The following is a 21,052-nucleotide window of genomic DNA, read 5'->3' as shown; positions in this document are numbered from 1 at the left end:
TACCCAGGAGTCACCACAGTGACCGACGTAACCGGCGCCGCTGCCGATGTGCTGCACACCCTGTTCCACTCGGACCAGGGCGGTCATGAGCAGGTCGTGCTCTGCCAGGACCGCAAGAGCGGCCTCAAGGCCGTCATCGCCCTCCACTCCACCGCGCTCGGCCCCGCCCTCGGCGGGACGCGCTTCTACCCGTACGCGAGCGAGCAGGAGGCCGTCGCCGACGCGCTGAACCTCGCGCGCGGGATGTCGTACAAGAACGCCATGGCCGGGCTCGACCACGGCGGCGGCAAGGCCGTGATCATCGGCGACCCGGAGCGCGACAAGAGCGAGGAACTGCTCCGCGCCTACGGCCGTTTCGTGGCCTCGCTCGGCGGCCGCTACGTGACCGCGTGCGACGTCGGCACCTATGTCGCCGACATGGACGTCGTCGCCCGCGAGTGCCGCTGGACGACCGGCCGCTCGCCCGAGAACGGCGGCGCCGGCGACTCCTCCGTCCTCACCGCCTACGGCGTCTACCAGGGCATGCGGGCCAGCGCCGCCCACCTGTGGGGCGACCCCTCGCTCACCGGCCGCAAGGTCGGCATCGCGGGCGTCGGGAAGGTCGGGCACCACCTGGTCGGGCATCTGCGCGGCGAGGGCGCCGAGGTCCTGATCACGGACGTGCGCGAGGAGGCGGTGGGACGCATCCTCGCGGCGCATCCGACGGGCGTGACGGCCGTCGCCGACACCGCCACCCTGATCCGCGCCGAGGGCCTGGACATCTACGCCCCCTGCGCGCTCGGCGGGGCCCTGAACGACGACACCGTGCCGGCGCTGACCGCGCGGATCGTCTGCGGCGCCGCCAACAACCAGCTCGCCCACCCGGGCGTCGAGAAGGACCTCGCCGACCGCGGGATCCTCTACGCGCCGGACTACGTGGTGAACGCGGGCGGGGTCATCCAGGTCGCCGACGAACTGCACGGGTTCGACTTCGAGCGGTGCCGGGCGAAGGCCTCGAAGATCTACGACACCACGCTCGCCATCTTCGCACGTGCGAAGGAGGACGGGATTCCGCCGGCCGCCGCGGCCGACCGGATCGCCGAGCAGCGTATGCACGAGGCGGCCATGAAACGGGCGCACTGACGTTTGACCGGTACCCGTCGGCGCACACTTGGAGAGAACTCTCACGTTCGTCGGCGGGTCGGCCGCGAAGAAGTGGTTAAAATCGCGGTTGACCAGCGAGGACGGGGCATTCCACGGGGCCTGGTGTCGGGCACGTGCTGCGGGCGACGTACCGTATGGGCGTGGGCTCAGGTACCGTGGAAGCCCTACGGACCGGTCTCTCTGCGGAGAGCCCGTTCCAGATCATGAACGCGTGTCAAGACTCTGGGGCCACCGAGCCCCGTATCCGAGGGGGTCGAGCCATGGGGCGCGGCCGGGCAAAGGCCAAGCAGACGAAGGTCGCCCGCCAGCTGAAGTACAGCAGCGGCGGGACAGATCTGTCGCGTCTGGCCAATGAGCTGGGCGCTTCGACTTCGAGCCAGCCGCCGAATGGCGAGCCGTTCGAGGACGACGACGAGGAAGACGACCCGTACGCCCAGTACGCGGATCTCTACAACGACGACGAGGACGAGGACGACGAGTCCGGTCCTGCGTCTCAACGCCGCGGAGCTTGACGACCTAGCTGTGCGTAACCCGGTCCGGGGTGGTCCACACCACCGGACCGGGTTTTGCGCTGCCTGTGCGTCCGGCGAGCGTGGTTCTAGGCGTAGTCACCGACGAGCTCGGCACCCGTGGCGTGCTCGCCGCGGTCCGTGATCTCGCCCGCGACCCAGGCCTCGACCCCGCGGTCGGCCAGGGTCTCCAGGGCGACGTCCGCGGACTCCTCGGGGACGATCGCGATCATGCCGACGCCCATGTTCAGGGTCTTCTCCAGCTCCAGGCGCTCGACCCGGCCCGTCGTGCCGACGAGGTCGAAGACCGGGGCCGGGGTCCACGTGGTGCGGTCCACGATCGCGTGCAGGCCGTCGGGGATGACACGGGCCAGGTTGGCCGCCAGTCCGCCGCCGGTGACGTGCGAGAAGGCGTGCACCTCGGCCGTGCGCATCAGGGCCAGGCAGTCCAGTGAGTAGATCTTGGTGGGCTCCAGGAGCTCCTCGCCGAGGGTGCGGCCGAGCTCCTCGATCCGGGCGTCCAGGGCGAGGCCCGCCTCGTTCAGGAGCACATGCCGCACGAGCGAGTACCCGTTCGAGTGAAGACCCGAGGCCGCCATGGCGATGACCGCGTCACCCTTCCGGATGCGATCCGCGCCGAGCAGCCGGTCGGCCTCCACGACGCCCGTCCCGGCGCCGGCGACATCGAAGTCGTCCGGGCCCAGCAGACCCGGGTGTTCGGCCGTCTCGCCGCCCACGAGGGCGCAGCCGGCGAGCACACAGCCCTCGGCGATGCCCTTGACGATCGCGGCGACCCGCTCGGGGTGGACCTTGCCGACACAGATGTAGTCGGTCATGAACAGCGGCTCGGCACCGCACACCACGATGTCGTCCATGACCATCGCGACCAGGTCGTGGCCGATCGTGTCGTAGACGCCCATCTGACGCGCGACGTCGACCTTGGTGCCGACGCCGTCGGTGGCGGAGGCGAGCAGGGGACGCTCGTAGCGCTTGAGGGCGGAGGCGTCGAAGAGGCCGGCGAAGCCGCCGAGGCCACCGAGGACCTCGGGGCGCTGCGTCTTCTTCACCCACTCCTTCATCAGCTCTACGGCGCGGTCGCCCGCCTCGATGTCGACGCCCGCGGCTGCGTAGCTGGCACCAGTTGTCTCAGACATGGCTAGTGAGAACCTTCGTGTCGTACTGCAGGTGGGACGGTCCGGCTACGGGCGACGGATCGCGTCGGCGGCGGCCGTGGCGGCCGGGCCGGCGGCCAGCTCCGTCTCCAGGAGCTGCTTGCCGAGCAGCTCGGGGTCCGGGAGGTCCATCGGGTACTCGCCGTCGAAGCAGGCGCGGCAGAGGTTCGGCTTGGCGATGGTGGTCGCCTCGATCATGCCGTCGATGGAGATGTAGGCGAGGGAGTCGGCGCCCAGGGAGGTGCCGATCTCGTCGATGGTCATGCCGTTGGCGATGAGCTCCGCGCGGGTGGCGAAGTCGATGCCGAAGAAGCAGGGCCACTTCACGGGGGGCGAGGAGATCCGGATGTGGACCTCGGCGGCGCCCGCCTCGCGGAGCATGCGGACCAGGGCGCGCTGGGTGTTGCCGCGCACGATCGAGTCGTCGACGACGACCAGGCGCTTGCCCTTGATGACTTCCTTGAGCGGGTTCAGCTTCAGACGGATGCCGAGCTGGCGAATGGTCTGTGAGGGCTGGATGAACGTACGGCCGACGTAGGCGTTCTTCACCAGGCCCGCACCGAAGGGGATGCCGGACGCCTCGGCGTAGCCGATGGCCGCCGGGGTGCCGGACTCCGGGGTCGCTATGACCAGGTCGGCGTCGACGGGCGCTTCCTTGGCAAGCTTGCGGCCCATCTCCACGCGGGAGAGGTAGACGTTCCGGCCGGCGATGTCGGTGTCGGGCCGCGCCAGATAGACGTACTCGAAGACACAGCCCTTGGGCTTCGCTTCCGCGAATCGGGAGGTGCGCAGGCCGTTCTCGTCGATGGCGACGAACTCGCCCGGCTCGATCTCGCGGACGTAGGCGGCACCGCAGATGTCGAGGGCGGCGGACTCGGAGGCGACCACCCAGCCGCGCTCCAGGCGGCCGAGGACCAGCGGGCGGATGCCCTGCGGGTCGCGGGCGGCGTAGAGGGTGTGCTCGTTCATGAAGACGAGCGAGAAGGCTCCCTGGACCTGAGGAAGGACCACGGGGGCCGCCTCCTCGATGGTCAGGGGCGTGCCGTCCTCGTGGACCTGGGCCGCCAGGAGCGCGGTGAGCAGGTCGGTGTCGTTGGTGGCGGCCACCCGCGGGCTGCGGCCCTCCTGCTTGGGGAGGTCGGCGACCATCTCGGCGAGCTGCGCCGTGTTGACCAGGTTGCCGTTGTGGCCGAGCGCGATGGAACCGTGCCCGGTGGCACGGAACGTCGGCTGGGCGTTCTCCCACACGGAGGCGCCGGTGGTCGAGTAGCGGGCGTGACCGACCGCGATGTGACCCTGGAGCGAACCGAGAGAGGTCTCGTCGAAGACCTGGGACACGAGGCCCATGTCCTTGAAGACGAGGATCTGGGAGCCGTTGCTGACCGCGATACCCGCGGATTCCTGGCCCCGATGCTGGAGGGCGTAGAGCCCGAAGTACGTGAGCTTGGCGACCTCTTCGCCCGGAGCCCAGACACCGAAGACGCCGCAAGCGTCCTGGGGGCCCTTCTCACCGGGGAGCAGGTCGTGGTTGAGTCGTCCGTCACCACGTGGCACGGCTCCGAGTGTAGGCGAGATCGACCACTGGTCCGAATGCGTGGAGAGTGGGCTTTCTTACTCCGCTCGTGCCGTAACGCTCTTCCCGGGGGCCTTGGTGATCTTCAGGGAATCGTGTTCCTGCTGGTAGGAGACCTTTCCGGAGAGGATTCCGGCGAGTTCGCGCTCGGTCTTCATCACCGGGCCCGCACACATCACGCGCGTGGTCGCCAGGCGCCCGAACTCGATGGTGCCGTCCTTGACGGTGGCCCTGCCGCGGAAGGTGTTGCAGCCGAGGCTGCCGGTGACGGTGTTGTTCTTGGTGAGGGTGAGGTGGGCGTCGCCGCCCAGCGACCAGCGGGTTCCCTTCAGGGCCGGGGGCTTCTTCTCGCGGAAGGTGATGGTGTCGCCGCCGGGGGTGGTCAGGGTCAGGGTGCTGACGCCGTCCCGTTCCGCGACCTCGGCCCTGTGGGTGCCTTGGAAGACGTCGACGAACCGCGCCTCGAACTCTCCGAGGGGGTCGGGGCAGCCGATCAGCGTCTGGACCAGGTCGGTGATCCGCACGGTGTCGCCGTTGATCTCGGCGTCGGCACCGATGCTGTTGCAGCCGACCGAGCCGCCGGACTCGCCGCCGTCGTCGCGGGAGGCGTCGGCGTCCGGCTTGAAGACGATGCGGGCGTCCCGGACGGTCTTGGCGTCCTTCGGCAGGACGTACTCCTTGCCGTTCACGGTCACCTTCTGCGGCAACCAGTCGACGTCCGCGATGCCGGCCGGCCGGGACGTCTTCCCGCGGTCGGTGACGCTGTCGTTCGCGGTGCCGGGTTCCGTGCCACAGGCGGCCGCCAGCAGTGTGGTGCCGACGGCGGCCAGGGCGGCGCATGTCACACGTGTCGTCCGCTTCATGCCCCTTGGACGCACGAGACCCGCGAAGGGTTCGGCCTCTCACCCGTCGATGTCAGGCCATCAACGGCAGCAGCCCGCCCAGGTCCGCCCGCTCCCCGCTCGCACTGACCTTCGCCGCGTCGAGCGCGCTGTTCCAGCTCAGCCGGCCGGTGGCGAGCCGGATCCAGGTCAGCGGGTCGGTCTCGACGACGTTCGGCGGGGTGCCCCGGGTGTGCCTGGGCCCCTCGACGCACTGCACGACGGCGTACGGCGGGATCCGCACCTCGGTCGAGCCGCCGGGCGCCTTGACCGCGAGGGCGTCGGCGAGCAGACGGGTGCAGGCGGCGAGTGCCTGACGGTCGTGGGGGATGTCCAGGCCGGGCACGGCGGCGCTCAGGTCGTCGGTGTGGACGACGAGTTCGACCGTGCGGGTGACGAGGTAGTCGGCGAGGGGCATCGCGCCGGCGTTCGTCTCCAGGAGCCGGGTGCCGGGGTGGCTGTCCAGCAGCTCGGTCAGGGTCCGGTCGATGTCACCGAGGTAGGCGTCGAGATCGGGGTGCCGCTCGGCGAGGTCCCGGGTGAACCCGGCGATGGCCGCGGAACTGGCGGCGGTGGCGAAGGGCCAGTCGAGGACCGTGGCGTCCTGCCGCGCGGGCGCGGGCCGCTCCAGGCCCCGGTGCACGGCGGTGACCGCCATCCCGATGTGCGCGACCAGCTCCCGTACGGTCCACTCCCCCAGCCGGGTGGGAAGCGCCAGTTGCTCGGGGGTCAGCGTGCGTACGGCCTCGCGTACGTTTCCGAGCTGGGCCTGCACGGCCTTGCGGATCTTGAGGGGGTCGTAGGTGCGGGCGCGCTTCCTGGCCGTGGGCATGGCGGTGAGCCTAGTCCTGCGTCCCCGTGACGAAGGCCCCGCCCGTCAGGGCGACGGGCGGGGCCTTCACGGTCGTACGACTGCCTGCTACTTGAGCAGCGCCGGAATCGTCTCCTCGTGAGCCGTGCGCAGTTCCTCCAGGGACAGCGCGAACTCGCCCTGGAGCTCGACCGAGTCGCCGTCGACGACACCGATGCGGGTGGCGGGCAGGCCCCGCGCTCCGCACATGTCGTTGAAGCGGAGCTCCTCGGAGCGCGGGACCGCCACCACCGCGCGGCCGGCCGACTCCGAGAACAGCAGCGTGAACGCGTCCAGACCGTCGGGGACGATCAGGCGGGCGCCCTTGCCGCCGAGCAGCGCCGACTCCACGACCGCCTGGATCAGGCCGCCGTCGGAGAGGTCGTGCGCGGAGTCGATCATGCCGTCGCGGGAGGCGGAGATCAGGATCTCGGCCAGCAGCCGCTCGCGCTCCAGGTCGACCTTGGGCGGCAGCCCGCCGAGGTGGTCGTGGACGACCTGGGACCAGGCCGAGCCGCCGAACTCCTCACGGGTGTCGCCGAGGAGGTACAGCAGCTGGCCCTCCTCCTGGAAGGCGACCGGGGTGCGGCGGGCCACGTCGTCGATCACACCGAGGACCGCGACCACGGGGGTGGGGTGGATGGCGACCTCGCCGGTCTGGTTGTACAGCGAGACGTTGCCGCCGGTCACCGGGGTGCCCAACTGCTGGCAGGCGTCGGCCAGTCCGCGGATGGCCTCGGCGAACTGCCACATGACGGCCGGGTCCTCGGGCGAGCCGAAGTTCAGGCAGTCGGAGACGGCGAGGGGCTTGGCGCCGGTCGTCGCCACGTTCCGGTAGGCCTCCGAGAGCGCCAGCTGGGCGCCCGCGTACGGGTCGAGCTTCGCGTACCGGCCGTTGCCGTCGGTCGCGATGGCGACACCGAGGCCGGTCTCCTCGTCGATGCGGATCATGCCGGAGTCCTCCGGCTGGGCCAGCACCGTGTTGCCTTGCACGAAGTGGTCGTACTGCGAGGTGATCCACTTCTTGGAGGCCTGGTTGGGCGAGCTCACCAGCTTCAGGACCTGGTCCTTCAGCTCGTCGCTCGACGAAGGCCGGGGCAGCTTGTTCGCGTCGTCCGCCTGGAGCTCGTCCTGCCAGGACGGGCGGGCGTACGGGCGCTCGTAGACCGGGCCGTCGTGCGCGACCGTGCGCGGGTCGACGTCGACGATCTTGCCGCCGTGCCAGTAGATCTCCAGCCGGTCGCCGTCGGTGACCTCACCGATGACGGTGGCGATGACGTCCCACTTGTCGCAGATCTCCAGGAACCGGTCGACCTTCTCCGGCTCCACGACGGCGCACATGCGTTCCTGCGACTCGCTCATGAGGATTTCCTCGGGCGAGAGCGTCGAGTCGCGCAGCGGTACGTCGTCCAGCGTCACGCGCATGCCGCCGGAGCCGTTGGAGGCGAGCTCGGAGGTGGCACAGGACAGACCGGCCGCGCCGAGGTCCTGGATGCCGACGACCAGCTTCTCCTTGAAGGCCTCCAGGGTGCACTCGATGAGGAGCTTCTCCTGGAAGGGGTCGCCGACCTGGACGGCCGGGCGCTTGGAGGGCTTGGCGTCGTCGAAGGTCTCGGAGGCCAGGATCGACGCGCCACCGATGCCGTCACCGCCGGTGCGGGCCCCGTACAGGATGACCTTGTTGCCTGCGCCGGACGCCTTCGCGAGGTGGATGTCCTCGTGCCGCATCACACCGATGGCACCGGCGTTGACCAGCGGGTTGCCCTGGTAGCAGGCGTCGAAGACGACCTCGCCGCCGATGTTCGGGAGGCCGAGGCAGTTGCCGTAGCCGCCGATGCCCGCCACCACGCCCGGCAGCACGCGCTTGGTGTCCGGGTGGTCGGCCGCGCCGAAGCGCAGGGGGTCGACCACGGCCACAGGCCGCGCGCCCATCGCGATGATGTCGCGGACGATGCCGCCGACACCGGTCGCCGCGCCCTGGTAGGGCTCGACGTACGAGGGGTGGTTGTGCGACTCGACCTTGAAGGTCACGGCGTAGCCCTGACCGACGTCCACCACGCCCGCGTTCTCGCCGATGCCGACGAGAAGGGCGTCCGACTGGGGCGCTTTCTCGCCGAACTGGCGCAGGTGCACCTTCGACGACTTGTACGAGCAGTGCTCGGACCACATGACCGAGTACATGGCGAGCTCGGCGCCGGTGGGCCGGCGCCCGAGGATCTCGACGACCCTCTCGTACTCGTCCTTCCTCAGTCCCAGTTCGGCCCAGGGCAGCTCGACGTCGGGGGTCGCGGCCGCGTGCTCGACCGTGTCCAGAGGCGTCCGGCTCATGCGCCCACCAGCTTCTTGAGGATCGAGGTGAAGAAGGGGAGGCCGTCGGTACGGCCGGAGCCGATGAGCGGCTCGACGGCGTGCTCCGGGTGCGGCATGAGGCCTACGACGTTCCCGGCCTCGTTGGTGATGCCGGCGATGTCACGGAGGGAGCCGTTGGGATTGAAGTCCAGGTAGCGGAAGACGACCCGCCCCTCGGCCTCCAGCTTGTCCAGCGTGTACTCGTCGGCGACGTACCGGCCGTCCATGTTCTTCAGCGGGATGTGGATCTCCTGGCCGGACGTGTAGTCGACGGTCCAGGCGGTGTCCGCGTTCTCCACCCGCAGCTTCTGGTCGCGGCAGATGAAGTGGAGGTGGTCGTTGCCCAGCATCCCGCCCGGGAGCAGGTGGGCCTCGGTGAGGATCTGGAAGCCGTTGCAGATGCCGAGGACCGGGAGTCCCGCCTTGGCCTGCTCGATGACCGTCTCCATCACCGGCGAGAAGCGGGAGATGGCACCGGCCCGCAGATAGTCGCCGTAGGAGAAACCACCGGGAAGGACGACCGCGTCGACCTGGTGGAGGTCCTTGTCCTTGTGCCAGAGGGCTACCGGTTCGGCGCCCGCGAGCCGGATCGCGCGCTGGGTGTCGCGGTCGTCGAGGCTGCCCGGGAAAGTGACGACGCCAATACGAGCGGTCACTTCGCGGCCTCCGCGACTTCCTCCACCTTGACGGTGAAGTCCTCGATCACGGTGTTGGCGAGGAAGGATTCCGCAAGATCGTGGATGCGGGCGAGCGCGGCCTCGTCGACCGGGCCGTCAACTTCCAGTTCGAATCGCTTTCCCTGACGTACGTCGGAGATGCCTTCGAAACCCAGACGCGGCAGTGCGCGCTGCACCGCCTGGCCCTGGGGGTCGAGGATCTCCGGCTTGAGCATGACGTCGACTACGACGCGTGCCACTGGCACTCCCGGTGGTGTGGTGCTGAGCAGGTTCCTTCAGACTACCCGCACAAAATTTCTACGCGCGTTGACTTGTAGGAATCTACGTGACGGCCATCACCACGCACGGCGTGCGGGGATGTTCGCGAAAATTTCCGGGAAAGATCTCAGATCGACACCCGATACCTATTGCGCTCGGACACGCGGAAGGATTTAGTCGAGCTTCACAATGCATTGTCGGGCACTGTACAAATGAATTGACAACGTGCCGTACGAAGGGACCGATATTCGTGGCGCAGAAGGTCGTGGTCACTCTCTTTGACGACATCGACGGCTCGGAAGCGGCGGAAACGATCGCCTTCGGACTCGACGGCAAGTCGTACGAGATCGACCTGAATCAAGCCAATGCCAAGAAACTGCGTAAGGCGCTCGAGCCCTACGTGGAGGCCGGCCGCAAGCGGTCCAGGTCGGGCAAGGCGTACAAGCAGACCGAGGTCGCTCCCGACCCGGCGGCGGTCCGGGCCTGGGCCCAGGCCAACAAGATGGACGTCCCCGCCCGCGGACGGATCCCCAAGAAGGTCTACGAGGCGTTCGCCGAGGCCCGCTGAGGGCCGGTCGACACCGGGTCACCCGCCCCTCGGGACAACCGACTTGCGTTGCACCCCACCTGGTCAGCTAGAGTCTGGAGCACGCCGAGGGGCGAGGCCGAAAAGGCCCAGCTCACGGAGTACATGCGGGTGTAGTTCAGTAGTAGAACATCCCCCTTCCAGGGGGAAGGCGCAGTGTGCAATTCCTGTCACCCGCTCTGCATCGCCGTACCTGCCCCTCCAGGGGACGATCAGGTACGCTGGTGCCCGCGCCGATCGGTGAGAGCCGGTCGGATGCAATGCGGACGTAGCTCAGTTGGTAGAGCGCAACCTTGCCAAGGTTGAGGTCGCGAGTTCGAGCCTCGTCGTCCGCTCTGAATCAAGCCCTCCGGTTTCTGCCGGGGGGCTTTTTCATGCCCGCGGCCGGCTGGTCGTCCGGGTGCCGGGACGTCTGACTGACATTTGTCATACGGAGTGGTGACAGCGCGCACTGCTGTCGCCTCCGGTCCGCCGGGACGCTGGCTTCATGAACACCGACGAACACGAACACGTGATTGAGGTCACCGGCCTACGGCGTGTGTACGGGGGCGGGTTCGAGGCGGTGCGGGGGATCGGTTTCTCTGTGCGCCGCGCGGAGGTCTTCGCCCTGCTCGGCACCAACGGCGCCGGCAAGACCTCCACGGTCGAACTCCTCGAAGGGCTCGCCCGGCCGAGCGACGGACGGATCCGCGTCCTCGGACACGATCCGTACACCGAGCGGGCCGCCGTCCGCCCGCGGACCGGGGTGATGCTCCAGGAGGGCGGCTTTCCCTCCGAGCTGACCGTGGAGGAGACCGCGCGGATGTGGGCCGGCTGCGTCAGCGGGGCCCGGCCGCCGCGGGAGGTGCTGGAACTCGTCGGGCTCGCCCGGCGGACCGGCGTACGGGTCAAGCAGCTGTCCGGGGGCGAACGACGGCGGCTCGACCTGGCGCTCGCGCTGCTCGGCGACCCCGAGGTGCTGTTCCTCGACGAGCCGACGACCGGCCTCGACGCCGAAGGACGCCGGGACACCTGGGAGTTGGTGCGGGCCCTGCGCGACGGGGGGACGACCGTGCTGCTCACCACGCACTACCTGGAGGAGGCCGAGGATCTCGCCGACCGGCTGGCGATCCTGCACGAGGGGCGGATCGCGGCCACGGGGACACCGGCCGAGGTGACCGCCGCCCAGCCGGCCAGGATCTCCTTCGAGCTGCCGCACGGGTACTTCGTGGGGGATCTGCCACCGCTCGCGGAACTGGGGGTCTGCGGGCACGAGGTCGCCGGGAGCGTCGTACGGCTGCGGACGCATGAGCTGCAGCGGGCGGCCACCGGGCTGCTGACCTGGGCCGAGCGCGCCGGGGTCGAGCTGCGGCGGCTCGATGTGCGGTCGGCCTCGCTGGAGGAGGCGTTCCTCGGGATCGCGGCCCGCGAAGAGGTGGCGGCATGAGCTCCCTCACCACCCCCACCGGGCGGCTGGGCGCGCTCGCCCGGGCCGAGCTCACACTGCTCGGGCGGAGCAAGGCCACGCTCCTCACGGCCGTTCTGATCCCGCTCGTGCTGCCGTTCAGCCTGCGGTCCTTCGTGGACGGCATGGACGTCGAGGAGTCCGGGCTGAGCGTCGGCCTGGTGCTGCTGCCCGCCGCGATCGGTTTCGCCCTGCTGTTCGGGGTCTACAGCGCCCTCGTCGGCGTCTACACCACCCGGCGCGAGGAACTCGTGCTGAAGCGGCTGCGCACCGGGGAGCTGCGGGACGGCGAGATCCTGGGCGGAACCGCGCTGCCGGTCGGCGCGACCGGGATCGTGCAGTCCCTGGTGCTGGTGGCCGGAAGCACGGTCCTGCTCGACCTGCCCGCGCCGCACGCGCCCCATCTCGCGGTCCTGGGACTGCTGTTGGGGCTGGTGATGTGCGCGGCCCTGGCGGCCGTGACGGCCGCCGTGACCCGGACCGTGGAGAGCGCGCAGGTCACCACGTTGCCGTTCGTCCTGGTCTCGATGACCCTCTCGGGCGTCACCGTGCCCCTGGAGCTGCTGCCCGACCGGCTCGCGTCGGTGTGCGAGCTGCTGCCCCTGTCCCCCGTGATCACCCTGATCCGCGGCGGCTGGACGGGCACCCTGTCGGTGTACGAGGCACTGGGCGCCCTCGCGACCGCGCTGGCCTGGACCGTCCTGGCGGTGTTTGCTGTGGGACGGTGGTTCCGGTGGGAGCCGAGGCGCTGACGTACGGGGAGAGCATGCGCGAGGCGGGGGGCTGGTGGCGGCGGAAGAGCACACCGGCGAAGGTCGAGACGTACACCCGGTGGTCGTTCCACTTCTTCGCGGTGGCCGAGGTCGCCGCGGTCGGGGTGCCGCTGTTCGGTGCGATGCCGGGCTGGCTGACCGCCTTGCTGCTGGTGATGCTGGGCGGGCACGCCGTGACCTGTGCGGTGGCCGCTTCCAGGGCGCTGGACTGGACGCGCGGCAGCCGTGAGCAGCCCGTCCACATGCTGTGGACACTCGGCGCGATCACCGCCGCGGTCGCCACGACGGCCATCGCGATCACGGAACACGGGCCGAGCGGTGAGGACGTCGACGCCGCGGCCGGCGGGATCTTCGCGGTCGTGCTGATCTTCGGCGCCGGAGCGATCGCGCTGGGGATACGGGACCGGAAACGGATCTTCGGCCTCGTGGCGGGCTTCGCGGCGGGCGCGGGGGGCATCGCCTTCCCGCTGGGGATGCCCGGTCCGGCGGCCCTGGCGACTGCGGTCGCCGTGCTTCTCGGTGCCGGGTTCTTCGCTTTCACCTCGGTCTTCTCGGTGTGGCTGCTCACCGCCGTCTACGAGCTCGACGAGGCCCGCGAGACCCGCGCCCGGCTCGCCGTCGCGGAGGAGCGGCTGCGGTTCGGGCGGGACCTGCACGACGTGATGGGGCGGAACCTCGCGGTGATCGCGCTGAAGAGCGAGCTGGCCGTGCAGCTCGCTCGGCGCGGCCGGGAGGAGGCCGTGGACCAGATGACCGAGGTGCAGCGGATCGCGCAGGAGACACAGCGGGAGGTGCGGGATGTCGTACGGGGCTACCGCGAGGCCAACCTCGGGGCCGAACTGGCGGGAGCGCGAGGGGTGCTGACCGCCGCGGGGATCGACTGCGAGGTCACCGGGGAGCCGGCCGGGCTGCCCGCCGAGGTGCAGTCGGCGCTGGGCTGGGTGGTGCGGGAGGCCACCACGAACGTCCTGCGGCACGGGGACGCCAAGCGGTGCACGGTGGCCGTACGGACGGAGGAGGAGCGAGTGGTGCTGACCGTGGAGAACGACGGGGTGCTGAGATCGTCGGGCGGTACCGGTGGATCCGGGCTGGCCGGGCTTCGGGAACGGCTCGCGGCGGTGGCCGGGACATTGGAGGCGGGACCGGTGCGGCAGGGTGCGTTCCGGCTGGTGGCTGAGGTGCCACTGGCGATGGAGGTGCCAAGGGTGGCGGAGATGCCGCTGGCGGCGGAGGGGAACGCGTGAGCGAGAGCGTGCGCATCCTGCTCGCCGACGACGAGCATCTGATCCGGGGCGCGCTCGCCGCGCTGCTCTCGCTGGAGGACGACCTGGCGGTCGTCGCGGAGGCGGCGACCGGCCCCGAGGCGCTGGCGATGGCCCGGGCGCACGGACCCGACGTCGCCGTACTGGATCTGCAGATGCCCGGCGCGGACGGTGTGAAGGTCGCCACATCCCTGCGGACCGAACTGCCCGCCTGCAAGGTCCTGATCGTCACCGGTCACGGACGGCCGGGGCACCTCAAGCGGGCTCTGGCGGCGGGTGTGCGGGGGTTCGTCCCGAAGACCGTGAGCGCGCAGCGGCTCGCGGAGATCATCCGCACGGTGCACGCGGGAAACCGTTACGTGGACCCCGAGTTGGCCGCCGACGCGATCTCCGCCGGGGACTCCCCGCTGACCGCGCGGGAGGCCGAGGTACTGGAACTCGCCGCCGACGGGGCGCCCGTCGCCGAGATCGCCGAACGGGCCGCGCTGTCCCAGGGAACCGTCCGGAACTACCTGTCGTCGGCCGTCTCCAAACTCGGCGCCGAGAACCGTCACGCGGCCGTGCGGCTCGCGCGGGAGCGAGGTTGGGTATAGTGGTTCTCGCGCCACGGCGCATGCGAACGTAGCTCAGTTGGTAGAGCGCAACCTTGCCAAGGTTGAGGTCGCGAGTTCGAACCTCGTCGTTCGCTCCGTTTCGGCAAAGGCCCCCGGTTCCCACCGGGGGCCTTTCGCGTTACGACCAGCTCGTGCCCGTCAGGCGCTCGTACGCCTCGATGTACTTGGCGCGGGTGCGGTCCACGACCTCCTGCGGCAGCGGCGGCGGAGGCTGCTCGCTCTTCCTGTCCCAGCCGGACTCCGCCGAGGTCAGCCAGTCGCGCACGAACTGCTTGTCGTACGACGGCTGCGGGTGCCCCGGCTCCCACTGCTCGGCCGGCCAGAAGCGGGAGGAGTCCGGGGTGAGGACCTCGTCCGCGATGACGAGGGTGTCCCCGTCGAAGCCGAACTCGAACTTGGTGTCCGCGAGGATGATCCCCCGGTCCCGGGCGATGTCCCGGCCCCGCGAGTACACCGCGAGGGTCGCCTGACGCAGCTCGGCGGCGGTGTCCGCGCCGACCTGGCGGGCGACCTCCTCGTAGGAGACGTTCTCGTCGTGCTCGCCGACGGCGGCCTTGGTGGCCGGGGTGAAGATCGGGGCAGGGAGTTCCGAGCCGTCTTCGAGCCCCTCGGGAAGGGCGAGGCCGCACACCGTGCGGGAGTCGTTGTACTCCACCAGGCCCGAGCCGGTGAGGTAGCCGCGGGCGACGGCCTCGACGGGGACCATCCGGAGCGACTTGCAGACCAGGGTGCGGCCGGCCCAGTCGGCGGGGGCGCCTTCCGGGACGTCCGTGCTCAGCACGTGGTTCGGCATCAGGTCGGCGAGCTGGTCGAACCACCACAGGGACAACTGGGTGAGCACCCGGCCCTTGTCGGGGATCTCGGTCGGCAGCACCCAGTCATAGGCGGACAGGCGGTCACTGGCGACCATCACGAGGTCGCCCGCCTCGTTCTGGTACAGCTCGCGCACCTTTCCGGTGTGCAGGTGCACCAGGCCCGGAACCTGGAGCGGCTCGGGCTTTTCTACGAATCCGGACACGGTTCCTCCCCGTGGCTATGTCCAACGCGTCGATTGTCCCGCACAGGCGGCTGACCTTGGACTTGGGGTGTGCTGCGGTCCTGGGCGAGTGCCTCGCGTGGGCTCAGTCACGCTTGCAGATGCGGTCCAGGAGGTTGGCGGTGGCGCGCTGGACACGGGTGTCGACATGGCCCGGGCGGTCCAGTGCCGGGGACCAGGCGAAGGTGCCGGCCGCGAAGACCAGCGCGCCGGAGGGGGCGCGGTACAGGGACGTCTCCTGGTGGCGCTGGGCGCCCTCGCTGTCGGCGTAGGGCGAGTGGGCGAGCAGGATGCGGTCGTCGTGCTCGGGCAGCGGGGTGCGCGGGAAGTACCGGTCGGCCTCACCCGCGACCAGCCCGTCGATCTCGTCTCCCTCGTGCGCGCCGGTCGCGTCCCACAGCCAGTGGTCGGCGTTGCGGACGATCAAGGGGTGGGGCTCGGGCACCCTTCCCGCGTACTGGATGCCGACCACCTGCTGTTCGGGCCGGTCGGCTTCGCGCCAGAGCGCCGGTTTTCCCGGCCCCCTGCGTTTTCGGCAGGTGAGCAGACGGTCGGGGACACCGGACGGCGAGGGGCCCAACTCGACCTGCCAGTACATGGTGTTGGCGGACAGGAAGACCAGCGAGGTGCCGCTGTCCCGGGCTCCCTCGACGGTGCGGCGCATGGCCGTCGACCAGTACTCGTCGTGGCCGGGGAAGACCAGGCCCCGGTAGCGGGTGGGGTCGAGATGGCCGGCGTGCAGGTCGCGGGCGTCGGCGTAGGCCAGGTCGTAGCCGTAGCGCTCGGCGAAGCGGATGAAGTCGTAGGCGTGGCCCACATGCATCGGCAGGCCCGCGCCCGCGTACGGCCGGTCGAAGGAGACCGTGGTCGCGGCGTCGGACTCGCCGAGGAGCCGGCCCTGTTCGTCCCAGGCGTGGTAGAGGCTGGCGCCGGTGCGGCCGTCCTCCGGGTAGAGGTTGTACGCCTGCCAGGTCACGTCGGGCAGCAGGAGCAGGAGGTCGGCGGGGTGGTTGTCGCGGACCGTGAAGGGGATGTGCGAGCGGTAGCCGTCGGCGGTGGTGAGGACGGCGACATACGCGCCGATGCTCCAGTACGACGGGATCTGCAGGCGCCAGGACAGCCACCAGTGGTGACAGGAGACCGTGCGGTCCGCGGTCAGCGGCGGGGGCTGGACGATGCCGGAGAGACGGGGGCTGGTGGTGACCTTCGCCGCTCCGTCGCCGCCGTAGTGGCCGATGCGGTAGATGTCGACACCGAACTCCTGCGGCGGGTCGACGGTGATGTGGAAGTCGACGGCCTCGCCGGGGGCCACCGCGCCGGTCGAGGCGAAGCCCTTGATCTGCCGGCGGACGTCGTCGGCCGAGCGGGGCCCTCCGCCGGGCGCGCTGCGGGGGGAGGGGAGGCGGACGCGCGGGGCGCCCTCCTTCGAGGTGTGGGCGGGGTCCGTCTCGACGTACCAGGGGACCACCTGGCCGGTGTCGTCGAAGTACGTCTCACTGCCGCGCAGCCAGGGGACGGGGCCCTGGCCGAAGGGGTCCGTCACGGCGTGCGCGAGTGCTCCCGACTCCCAGCGGCGGATCTGCTCCGGACCTGGCGCCATGGTCGCTCCCCTCCCTCGTGCCCCCGTCGTCGTCCCTGCGCGGTGCTGTGTACGCGTGCGGTGTCGTCGCGTGCCGGGCATGTGTCGTGCGCCTGTCCTATGGCGCGCGCCCTTGCCATGTGCGCGATCGGTCCCAGCACATCACATTCCGCACTCGGACTGTCACTATTCGTCGCGTATTGGCCGAAAGTGGAAGAGGGCATTCCGTCTCTTCAGACGAGACGGACCGGCTTCTCCGGGCGTATCCCCGACTTGACCAGCCAGGCACGCAGCGGGGCCGGGTCGCCGTCCTCCACGAGGCTCAGGACGCGGGGGGCGAGGTCGGCGGCGCGCTCGCCGTTGATGAGGAGCGAGGGGCCGTCGAGCCAGTCCAGGCCGGGGGTGGCACCGGCGGTGTCGATCGCTGCGCAGCAGACCATCGCGGTGACGTGGTCGGTCAGCAGCTCGCGGGCGCTGCGAGGGGGCTGCAGCGGGAAGAGGGGCAGGGCGGTGTCGTCCCAGGGGGCGAAGTCGGGAGCGGCGGTACGGGAGTGGGGGGCGGCGGCTTCCTCACGGGCGAGCTCGGCACTGAGAGCTGCGGCGAGGCTTTCGGCTTCTACGCCGGCGGCTTCGGTGAGGTTGTGGGTGTCGTGGGTGTCGTGGGTCTCGCCGGGGCGGGGTTCGTCGTCCTCGGTGCGAGTTTCGTCGTCGGGGGCGGGTGGGCCCTCGGGGGTGGCCTCGTCGTGGAGGGCTGCTTGGTTGGTCGGTGGGGTGGAGTCGTTGTGGGGGGTCCCGTGTTCGTCCAGCGGGATCGGGTCGTTGTGGGCGGCCGCGAGGTCGTCCGGCATGGCCGGGTTGCGGTTCGCCGCCATGCGGTCGTCCTGCGGAGCCGGTACGAGGTCTGCTGCGGCGGAGTCCCGGGTGGCCGGGTGGGTCGGGGCCGGGTGGACGGGCTCGTCGGCTGCCGTGGGGTGAGGCGCGGGACTTACGGGCCGGTCGGCGGGGGCGGACGCTGCCGCGGACTCCGCAGCCGAACCGGCAGGTCGATCGGCGGCGGACTCAGACGGTTGTTCGGCGTGGCTGGACGCTGCAGCGGGCTGCACGGACTGCACGGCAGATTGGTCGGCGTCCGCGGGCTGCGACGGCCGGTCGGCAGGGTCGGACGCTGGCGCGGACGGCATGGCCTGACCGGCAGGTCGATCGGCGGGCCGGGACCGTGCGGTCGGGTCGGCTGACTCCTCGACGGCCTCGGGCTCCGGGACCGGACCAGCGGACCCTGCGACAGCTGAGGACCGTGGCATCCGGGTCGCCGGCCCGTCGGCGGCCACGGGCCCGGACCCCGGACCGGTGGACCCCTCGGCAGCCGAGGACCGTGGCATCGAGTCGGCTGACCTGTCCACGGCCGGAGACTGAGGTGCGGACAAATGGGTCAGTACTCGGGAGAGGGTCGGGGCGTCGGAGTCCGGTGCGGTGGTCTCCGGGGGCCGACGCACGCCCTGTGCGTCGAGGACCCGGTGGAGCCGGGCCGCGTCCAGGCGCCACTTCCGGTCCACGACCTCTTCGGGGTACTCCTGCCAGTCCACCGGCGACCAGTCCGGGCCGGTCTCCGCGGGCCCGCCGTGGAAGAGGCGGGCGGCGAGCAGGGACGCGGCCTCGTCGATCGCGCCGGGCTCTTCGAGCAGGTCGCAGGCGGGGCGCTCGCCCAGCCGGGAGGCGAAGCCCTCGGCCAGGCGGTCGCGGCGGGACAGTTCGGTGAGGGCGGCCACCACGCCCGCGTCCAGCCGGGAGGGCCAGCGGCCCATCCGCCAGGCGGGGAGCGCGACCCGGGTCAGCAGCCGGTCCCAGCCCGCGTACGCCAGGCCCACCTGCTCCTGGGCCACGATCCTGAGGCCGTAGTCCACAGCCTGTGCGCGCTCGGCGGCCGCGGCGGCGACCCCGCGCTCCATCTGGGTCGCGTGCTCCCGGCAGCTGCGCAGCAGGAGGCGGGCCACCCAGGCGACGCCCGCGCACAGCACACGGGTGAGCCGACACCGGCCGGGAACGGAGCCAACGGCGACCGCCGCGTCCAGACCCCGTACGAAACGGCGGGCCGCAGCTATGTCCGGGTGGGCCGAGGGGCCCGTACCGGCGACGACCGGGGCGAGGACCGCGCGCAGTTCGCCGACGCGCATCCACCACAGGAACGGCGAACCGATCACCAGCACCGGTGCGGCCGGGACACCGCGGTGGGAGCCGCGGACGCCCGCGATCTCGTCCTCCCGGCCGGCCTGCGGGGGCGGCCCGTGGGCCGGGTGGGTGCGGTCCTCCAGCCAGCTGTCGCAGTCCGGGGTGAGCGCTATGGCGGAGGGGGCGGGGACGTCGAGGCGGTCGGCGAGGTCGCGCACCATGCGGTAAAGGTCGGGCGCGGACTCCTCGGCGATCGCGACGGTCGGGCTGACGGCGGGGCGGGCGCGGGCGACGACCAGGGCGACGGCCCCGGCGGCGAGCAGCACCACGGCCCCGAGAACGCACATGACCAGCCGGGCGGTGTCCCAGAACCCGCCCACGAGATGGCTGGTGGACCCTCCGGCGAGCAGCACCACGGCCACCGCCGCGGGCAGCAGCGCCACGGCCAGCGCACGGCTGCGGATCCGCAGCACGGCGAGGGCCCGGGAACGCGCGGCCTGCGCGCCCACCTCCACACCGATACTGGTCATGACCGGACCTCACCCCCTCCCTGCCGTCCTGGATGCCCAGCTGTCCTGGCGTTGCTCACTCCCCCACTGTGGCACTCACCACTGACACCGCAATGCCGGTGGGCCAAGTGCCGGACCGCTTGCGCGGCACCCTAGTTGGGGCCCGGGCCCCCGTCAGCCGTATGCGGCCCCGGTCACTCGATGGAATGGCTTTGGGGAAAGGTGGATGACGTACAGCAACGATCAGGCCCCGAATCCTTAGACGGATCCGGGGCCGGTCGGGTTGTTCGGGAGCGGGGGTTTCGCCCCGGTTTTCGGGCTTGTCAGGCCTCGGACGCCGCCTTCGCCGCGATGTCCGTCCGGTGCTGGGAACCGTCGAGCCGGATACGGCCCACGGCCCGGTACGCGCGCTCGCGGGCCTCGGTGAGGTCCTTGCCGGACGCCGTCACCGACAGGACGCGACCGCCGGCGCTGACGACGGCGTCGCCGTCCCGCTTGGTACCCGCGTGCAGGACCCACGCGTGCGGGGCGTCGAGCTCGGCCACCTCGTCGAGGCCGGTGATCGGGTCGCCGGTGCGCGGAGTGGCGGGGTAGTTGTGCGAGGCGACGACCACGGTGACCGCGGCGTCCTCGCTCCAGCGCAGGGGCGGCAGGTCCTCCAGGTTGCCGCTCGCGGCGGCGAGCAGGACACCGGCCAGCGGGGTCTTGAGGCGGGCCAGGACGACCTGGGTCTCGGGGTCGCCGAAGCGGGCGTTGAACTCGATGACCCGCACACCCCGGGACGTGATCGCGAGACCGGCGTACAGCAGGCCCGAGAAGGGGGTGCCGCGGCGGCGCATCTCGTCGACCGTCGGCTGCAGAACCGTCTGCAGGACCTCGTCCACCAGCTTCGGGTCGGCCCAGGGCAGCGGGGAGTACGCGCCCATGCCGCCGGTGTTGGGGCCCTCGTCGCCGTCGAGGGCGCGCTTGAAGTCCTGGGCGGGCTGGAGCGGGAGGACGGTGTCGCCGTCGGTGACGGCGAAGAGGGAGACCTCGGGGCCGTCGAGGAACTCCTCGATGACGACCCGCTCACAGGCGTTGGCGTGGGCCGTCGCGGCTTCGAGGTCGCTGGTCACGACCACGCCCTTGCCCGCGGCGAGACCGTCGTCCTTGACGACGTAGGGGGCGCCGAAGGCGTCGAGGGCCTCGGCGACCTCCTCGGGGGTCGTGCAGACGTAGGAACGCGCGGTGGGTACTCCGGCCGCGGCCATGACCTCCTTGGCGAAGGCCTTCGAGCCCTCCAGCTGCGCGGCCTCCCCGGACGGGCCGAAGACCGGGATGCCGACCTCGCGCACGGCGTCGGCGACCCCCGCGACGAGCGGGGCCTCCGGGCCTACGACGACCAGGTCGACGCCGAGTCGCTGCGCGAGCACGGCCACCGCCTCGCCGTCGAGGGCATCGACCGGGTGCAGCTCGGCGACCTCGGCGATGCCGGCGTTGCCGGGTGCGCAGTGCAGTGCGCTGACGTCGGGGTCGAGGGACAGGGAGCGGCACAGGGCGTGTTCGCGGGCGCCGTTACCGATGACGAGGACCTTCACGGGGGTCAGCCTAACGGGGTTTTTGTGCCAGGTTCCTAAGGGGTGGAGGCGCAGGAGTCGTAGGTTCCTCCAGGATGCGGGGGTCTGGCCGCCT

At 71.0% G+C, this 21,052-nt stretch carries 18 protein-coding genes and 3 tRNA genes; 10 read left to right on the top strand and 11 right to left on the bottom strand.

The genetic code is table 11. From position 1 onward, the window contains the following. Positions 1-18 precede the first annotated feature (18 nt). Both AQI94_RS24200 and AQI94_RS24195 read left to right on the top strand, forming a co-directional pair. Positions 19-1,122, top strand: coding sequence for a Leu/Phe/Val dehydrogenase (locus AQI94_RS24200; protein ID WP_031056967.1), 1,104 nt, complete (start codon positions 19-21; stop codon positions 1,120-1,122). Between the two features lie 281 nt (positions 1,123-1,403). Further along, a complete protein-coding gene (locus AQI94_RS24195; RefSeq protein ID WP_028808738.1) occupies positions 1,404-1,655 on the top strand; it encodes a DUF3073 domain-containing protein in 252 nt (83 codons plus the stop codon). 86 nt (positions 1,656-1,741) lie between these two features. Here the strand turns inward: AQI94_RS24195 and purM are convergent, their stop codons facing one another. The 7 genes from purM to purS form a co-directional block, all read right to left on the bottom strand. Further along, positions 1,742-2,806 carry a phosphoribosylformylglycinamidine cyclo-ligase gene (gene purM, locus AQI94_RS24190; protein WP_031056973.1) on the bottom strand — a complete coding sequence of 355 codons (1,065 nt, stop codon included), beginning with the start codon at positions 2,804-2,806 and terminating at the stop codon, positions 1,742-1,744. 45 nt (positions 2,807-2,851) lie between these two features. Beyond that, complete coding sequence (purF, locus tag AQI94_RS24185) at positions 2,852-4,378, bottom strand: amidophosphoribosyltransferase (RefSeq protein ID WP_031056976.1); 1,527 nt, start codon at positions 4,376-4,378, stop codon at positions 2,852-2,854. A gap of 57 nt (positions 4,379-4,435) precedes the next feature. Continuing rightward, a complete protein-coding gene (locus AQI94_RS24180) occupies positions 4,436-5,260 on the bottom strand; it encodes an META domain-containing protein (RefSeq protein WP_031056979.1) in 825 nt (274 codons plus the stop codon). A 52-nt stretch (positions 5,261-5,312) separates the two neighbouring features. Further along, a complete protein-coding gene (locus tag AQI94_RS24175; RefSeq protein ID WP_031056982.1) occupies positions 5,313-6,110 on the bottom strand; it encodes a maleylpyruvate isomerase family mycothiol-dependent enzyme in 798 nt (265 codons plus the stop codon). Between the two features lie 87 nt (positions 6,111-6,197). Continuing rightward, positions 6,198-8,456: a phosphoribosylformylglycinamidine synthase subunit PurL gene (purL, locus tag AQI94_RS24170; protein ID WP_031056985.1), complete on the bottom strand. Its 2,259-nt coding sequence runs from the start codon at positions 8,454-8,456 to the stop codon at positions 6,198-6,200. After that, entirely contained in the window at positions 8,453-9,133 is a 681-nt protein-coding gene (purQ, locus tag AQI94_RS24165) for a phosphoribosylformylglycinamidine synthase subunit PurQ (protein WP_031056988.1), read from the bottom strand. Before purQ ends, purL begins: the two co-directional genes overlap by 4 nt. After that, positions 9,130-9,393 carry a phosphoribosylformylglycinamidine synthase subunit PurS gene (purS, locus tag AQI94_RS24160; RefSeq protein ID WP_015659417.1) on the bottom strand — a complete coding sequence of 88 codons (264 nt, stop codon included), beginning with the start codon at positions 9,391-9,393 and terminating at the stop codon, positions 9,130-9,132. The genes purQ and purS overlap by 4 nt, the downstream gene beginning before the upstream one ends. A 269-nt stretch (positions 9,394-9,662) precedes the next feature. On the opposite strand from purS, the gene AQI94_RS24155 reads away from it, so the two are divergent. From AQI94_RS24155 to AQI94_RS24120, 8 genes are all read left to right on the top strand, one after another. Then, complete coding sequence (locus AQI94_RS24155) at positions 9,663-9,980, top strand: histone-like nucleoid-structuring protein Lsr2 (protein WP_007383089.1); 318 nt, start codon at positions 9,663-9,665, stop codon at positions 9,978-9,980. Between the two features lie 125 nt (positions 9,981-10,105). Beyond that, positions 10,106-10,177, top strand: a tRNA-Gly gene (locus AQI94_RS24150). A gap of 83 nt (positions 10,178-10,260) precedes the next feature. Further along, positions 10,261-10,333 (top strand) — tRNA-Gly (locus AQI94_RS24145). Between the two features lie 152 nt (positions 10,334-10,485). Further along, positions 10,486-11,424: an ABC transporter ATP-binding protein gene (locus AQI94_RS24140; RefSeq protein ID WP_031056991.1), complete on the top strand. Its 939-nt coding sequence runs from the start codon at positions 10,486-10,488 to the stop codon at positions 11,422-11,424. Then, a complete protein-coding gene (locus AQI94_RS24135; protein WP_031056993.1) occupies positions 11,421-12,194 on the top strand; it encodes an ABC transporter permease in 774 nt (257 codons plus the stop codon). Before AQI94_RS24140 ends, AQI94_RS24135 begins: the two co-directional genes overlap by 4 nt. A 14-nt stretch (positions 12,195-12,208) precedes the next feature. After that, positions 12,209-13,459, top strand: coding sequence for a sensor histidine kinase (locus AQI94_RS24130; RefSeq protein ID WP_037945068.1), 1,251 nt, complete (start codon positions 12,209-12,211; stop codon positions 13,457-13,459). After that, positions 13,456-14,070: a response regulator transcription factor gene (locus AQI94_RS24125; RefSeq protein WP_031056998.1), complete on the top strand. Its 615-nt coding sequence runs from the start codon at positions 13,456-13,458 to the stop codon at positions 14,068-14,070. Before AQI94_RS24130 ends, AQI94_RS24125 begins: the two co-directional genes overlap by 4 nt. Positions 14,071-14,092: 22 nt before the next feature. Beyond that, positions 14,093-14,165: transfer RNA gene (locus AQI94_RS24120), tRNA-Gly, on the top strand. Between the two features lie 44 nt (positions 14,166-14,209). On the opposite strand, the gene AQI94_RS24115 is transcribed toward AQI94_RS24120, so the two are convergent. The 4 genes from AQI94_RS24115 to purD form a co-directional block, all read right to left on the bottom strand. Continuing rightward, a complete protein-coding gene (locus tag AQI94_RS24115) occupies positions 14,210-15,109 on the bottom strand; it encodes a phosphoribosylaminoimidazolesuccinocarboxamide synthase (RefSeq protein ID WP_031057000.1) in 900 nt (299 codons plus the stop codon). 103 nt (positions 15,110-15,212) lie between these two features. Beyond that, the gene (locus AQI94_RS24110; protein ID WP_031057002.1) at positions 15,213-16,727 is read right to left on the bottom strand and encodes a N,N-dimethylformamidase beta subunit family domain-containing protein; all 1,515 of its coding nucleotides are present in this window, start codon (positions 16,725-16,727) and stop codon (positions 15,213-15,215) included. A gap of 212 nt (positions 16,728-16,939) precedes the next feature. Then, a complete protein-coding gene (locus AQI94_RS24105; RefSeq protein WP_031057005.1) occupies positions 16,940-19,402 on the bottom strand; it encodes a hypothetical protein in 2,463 nt (820 codons plus the stop codon). A gap of 302 nt (positions 19,403-19,704) precedes the next feature. After that, a complete protein-coding gene (purD, locus tag AQI94_RS24100; RefSeq protein ID WP_031057008.1) occupies positions 19,705-20,958 on the bottom strand; it encodes a phosphoribosylamine--glycine ligase in 1,254 nt (417 codons plus the stop codon). Positions 20,959-21,052 lie beyond the last annotated feature (94 nt).

Origin of the sequence: Streptomyces pseudovenezuelae (genome assembly GCF_001513955.1) — a bacterium.
In the GTDB taxonomy this organism is placed as follows: domain Bacteria; phylum Actinomycetota; class Actinomycetes; order Streptomycetales; family Streptomycetaceae; genus Streptomyces; species Streptomyces pseudovenezuelae.
This window is presented reverse-complemented; position numbering and strand designations above follow the sequence as displayed.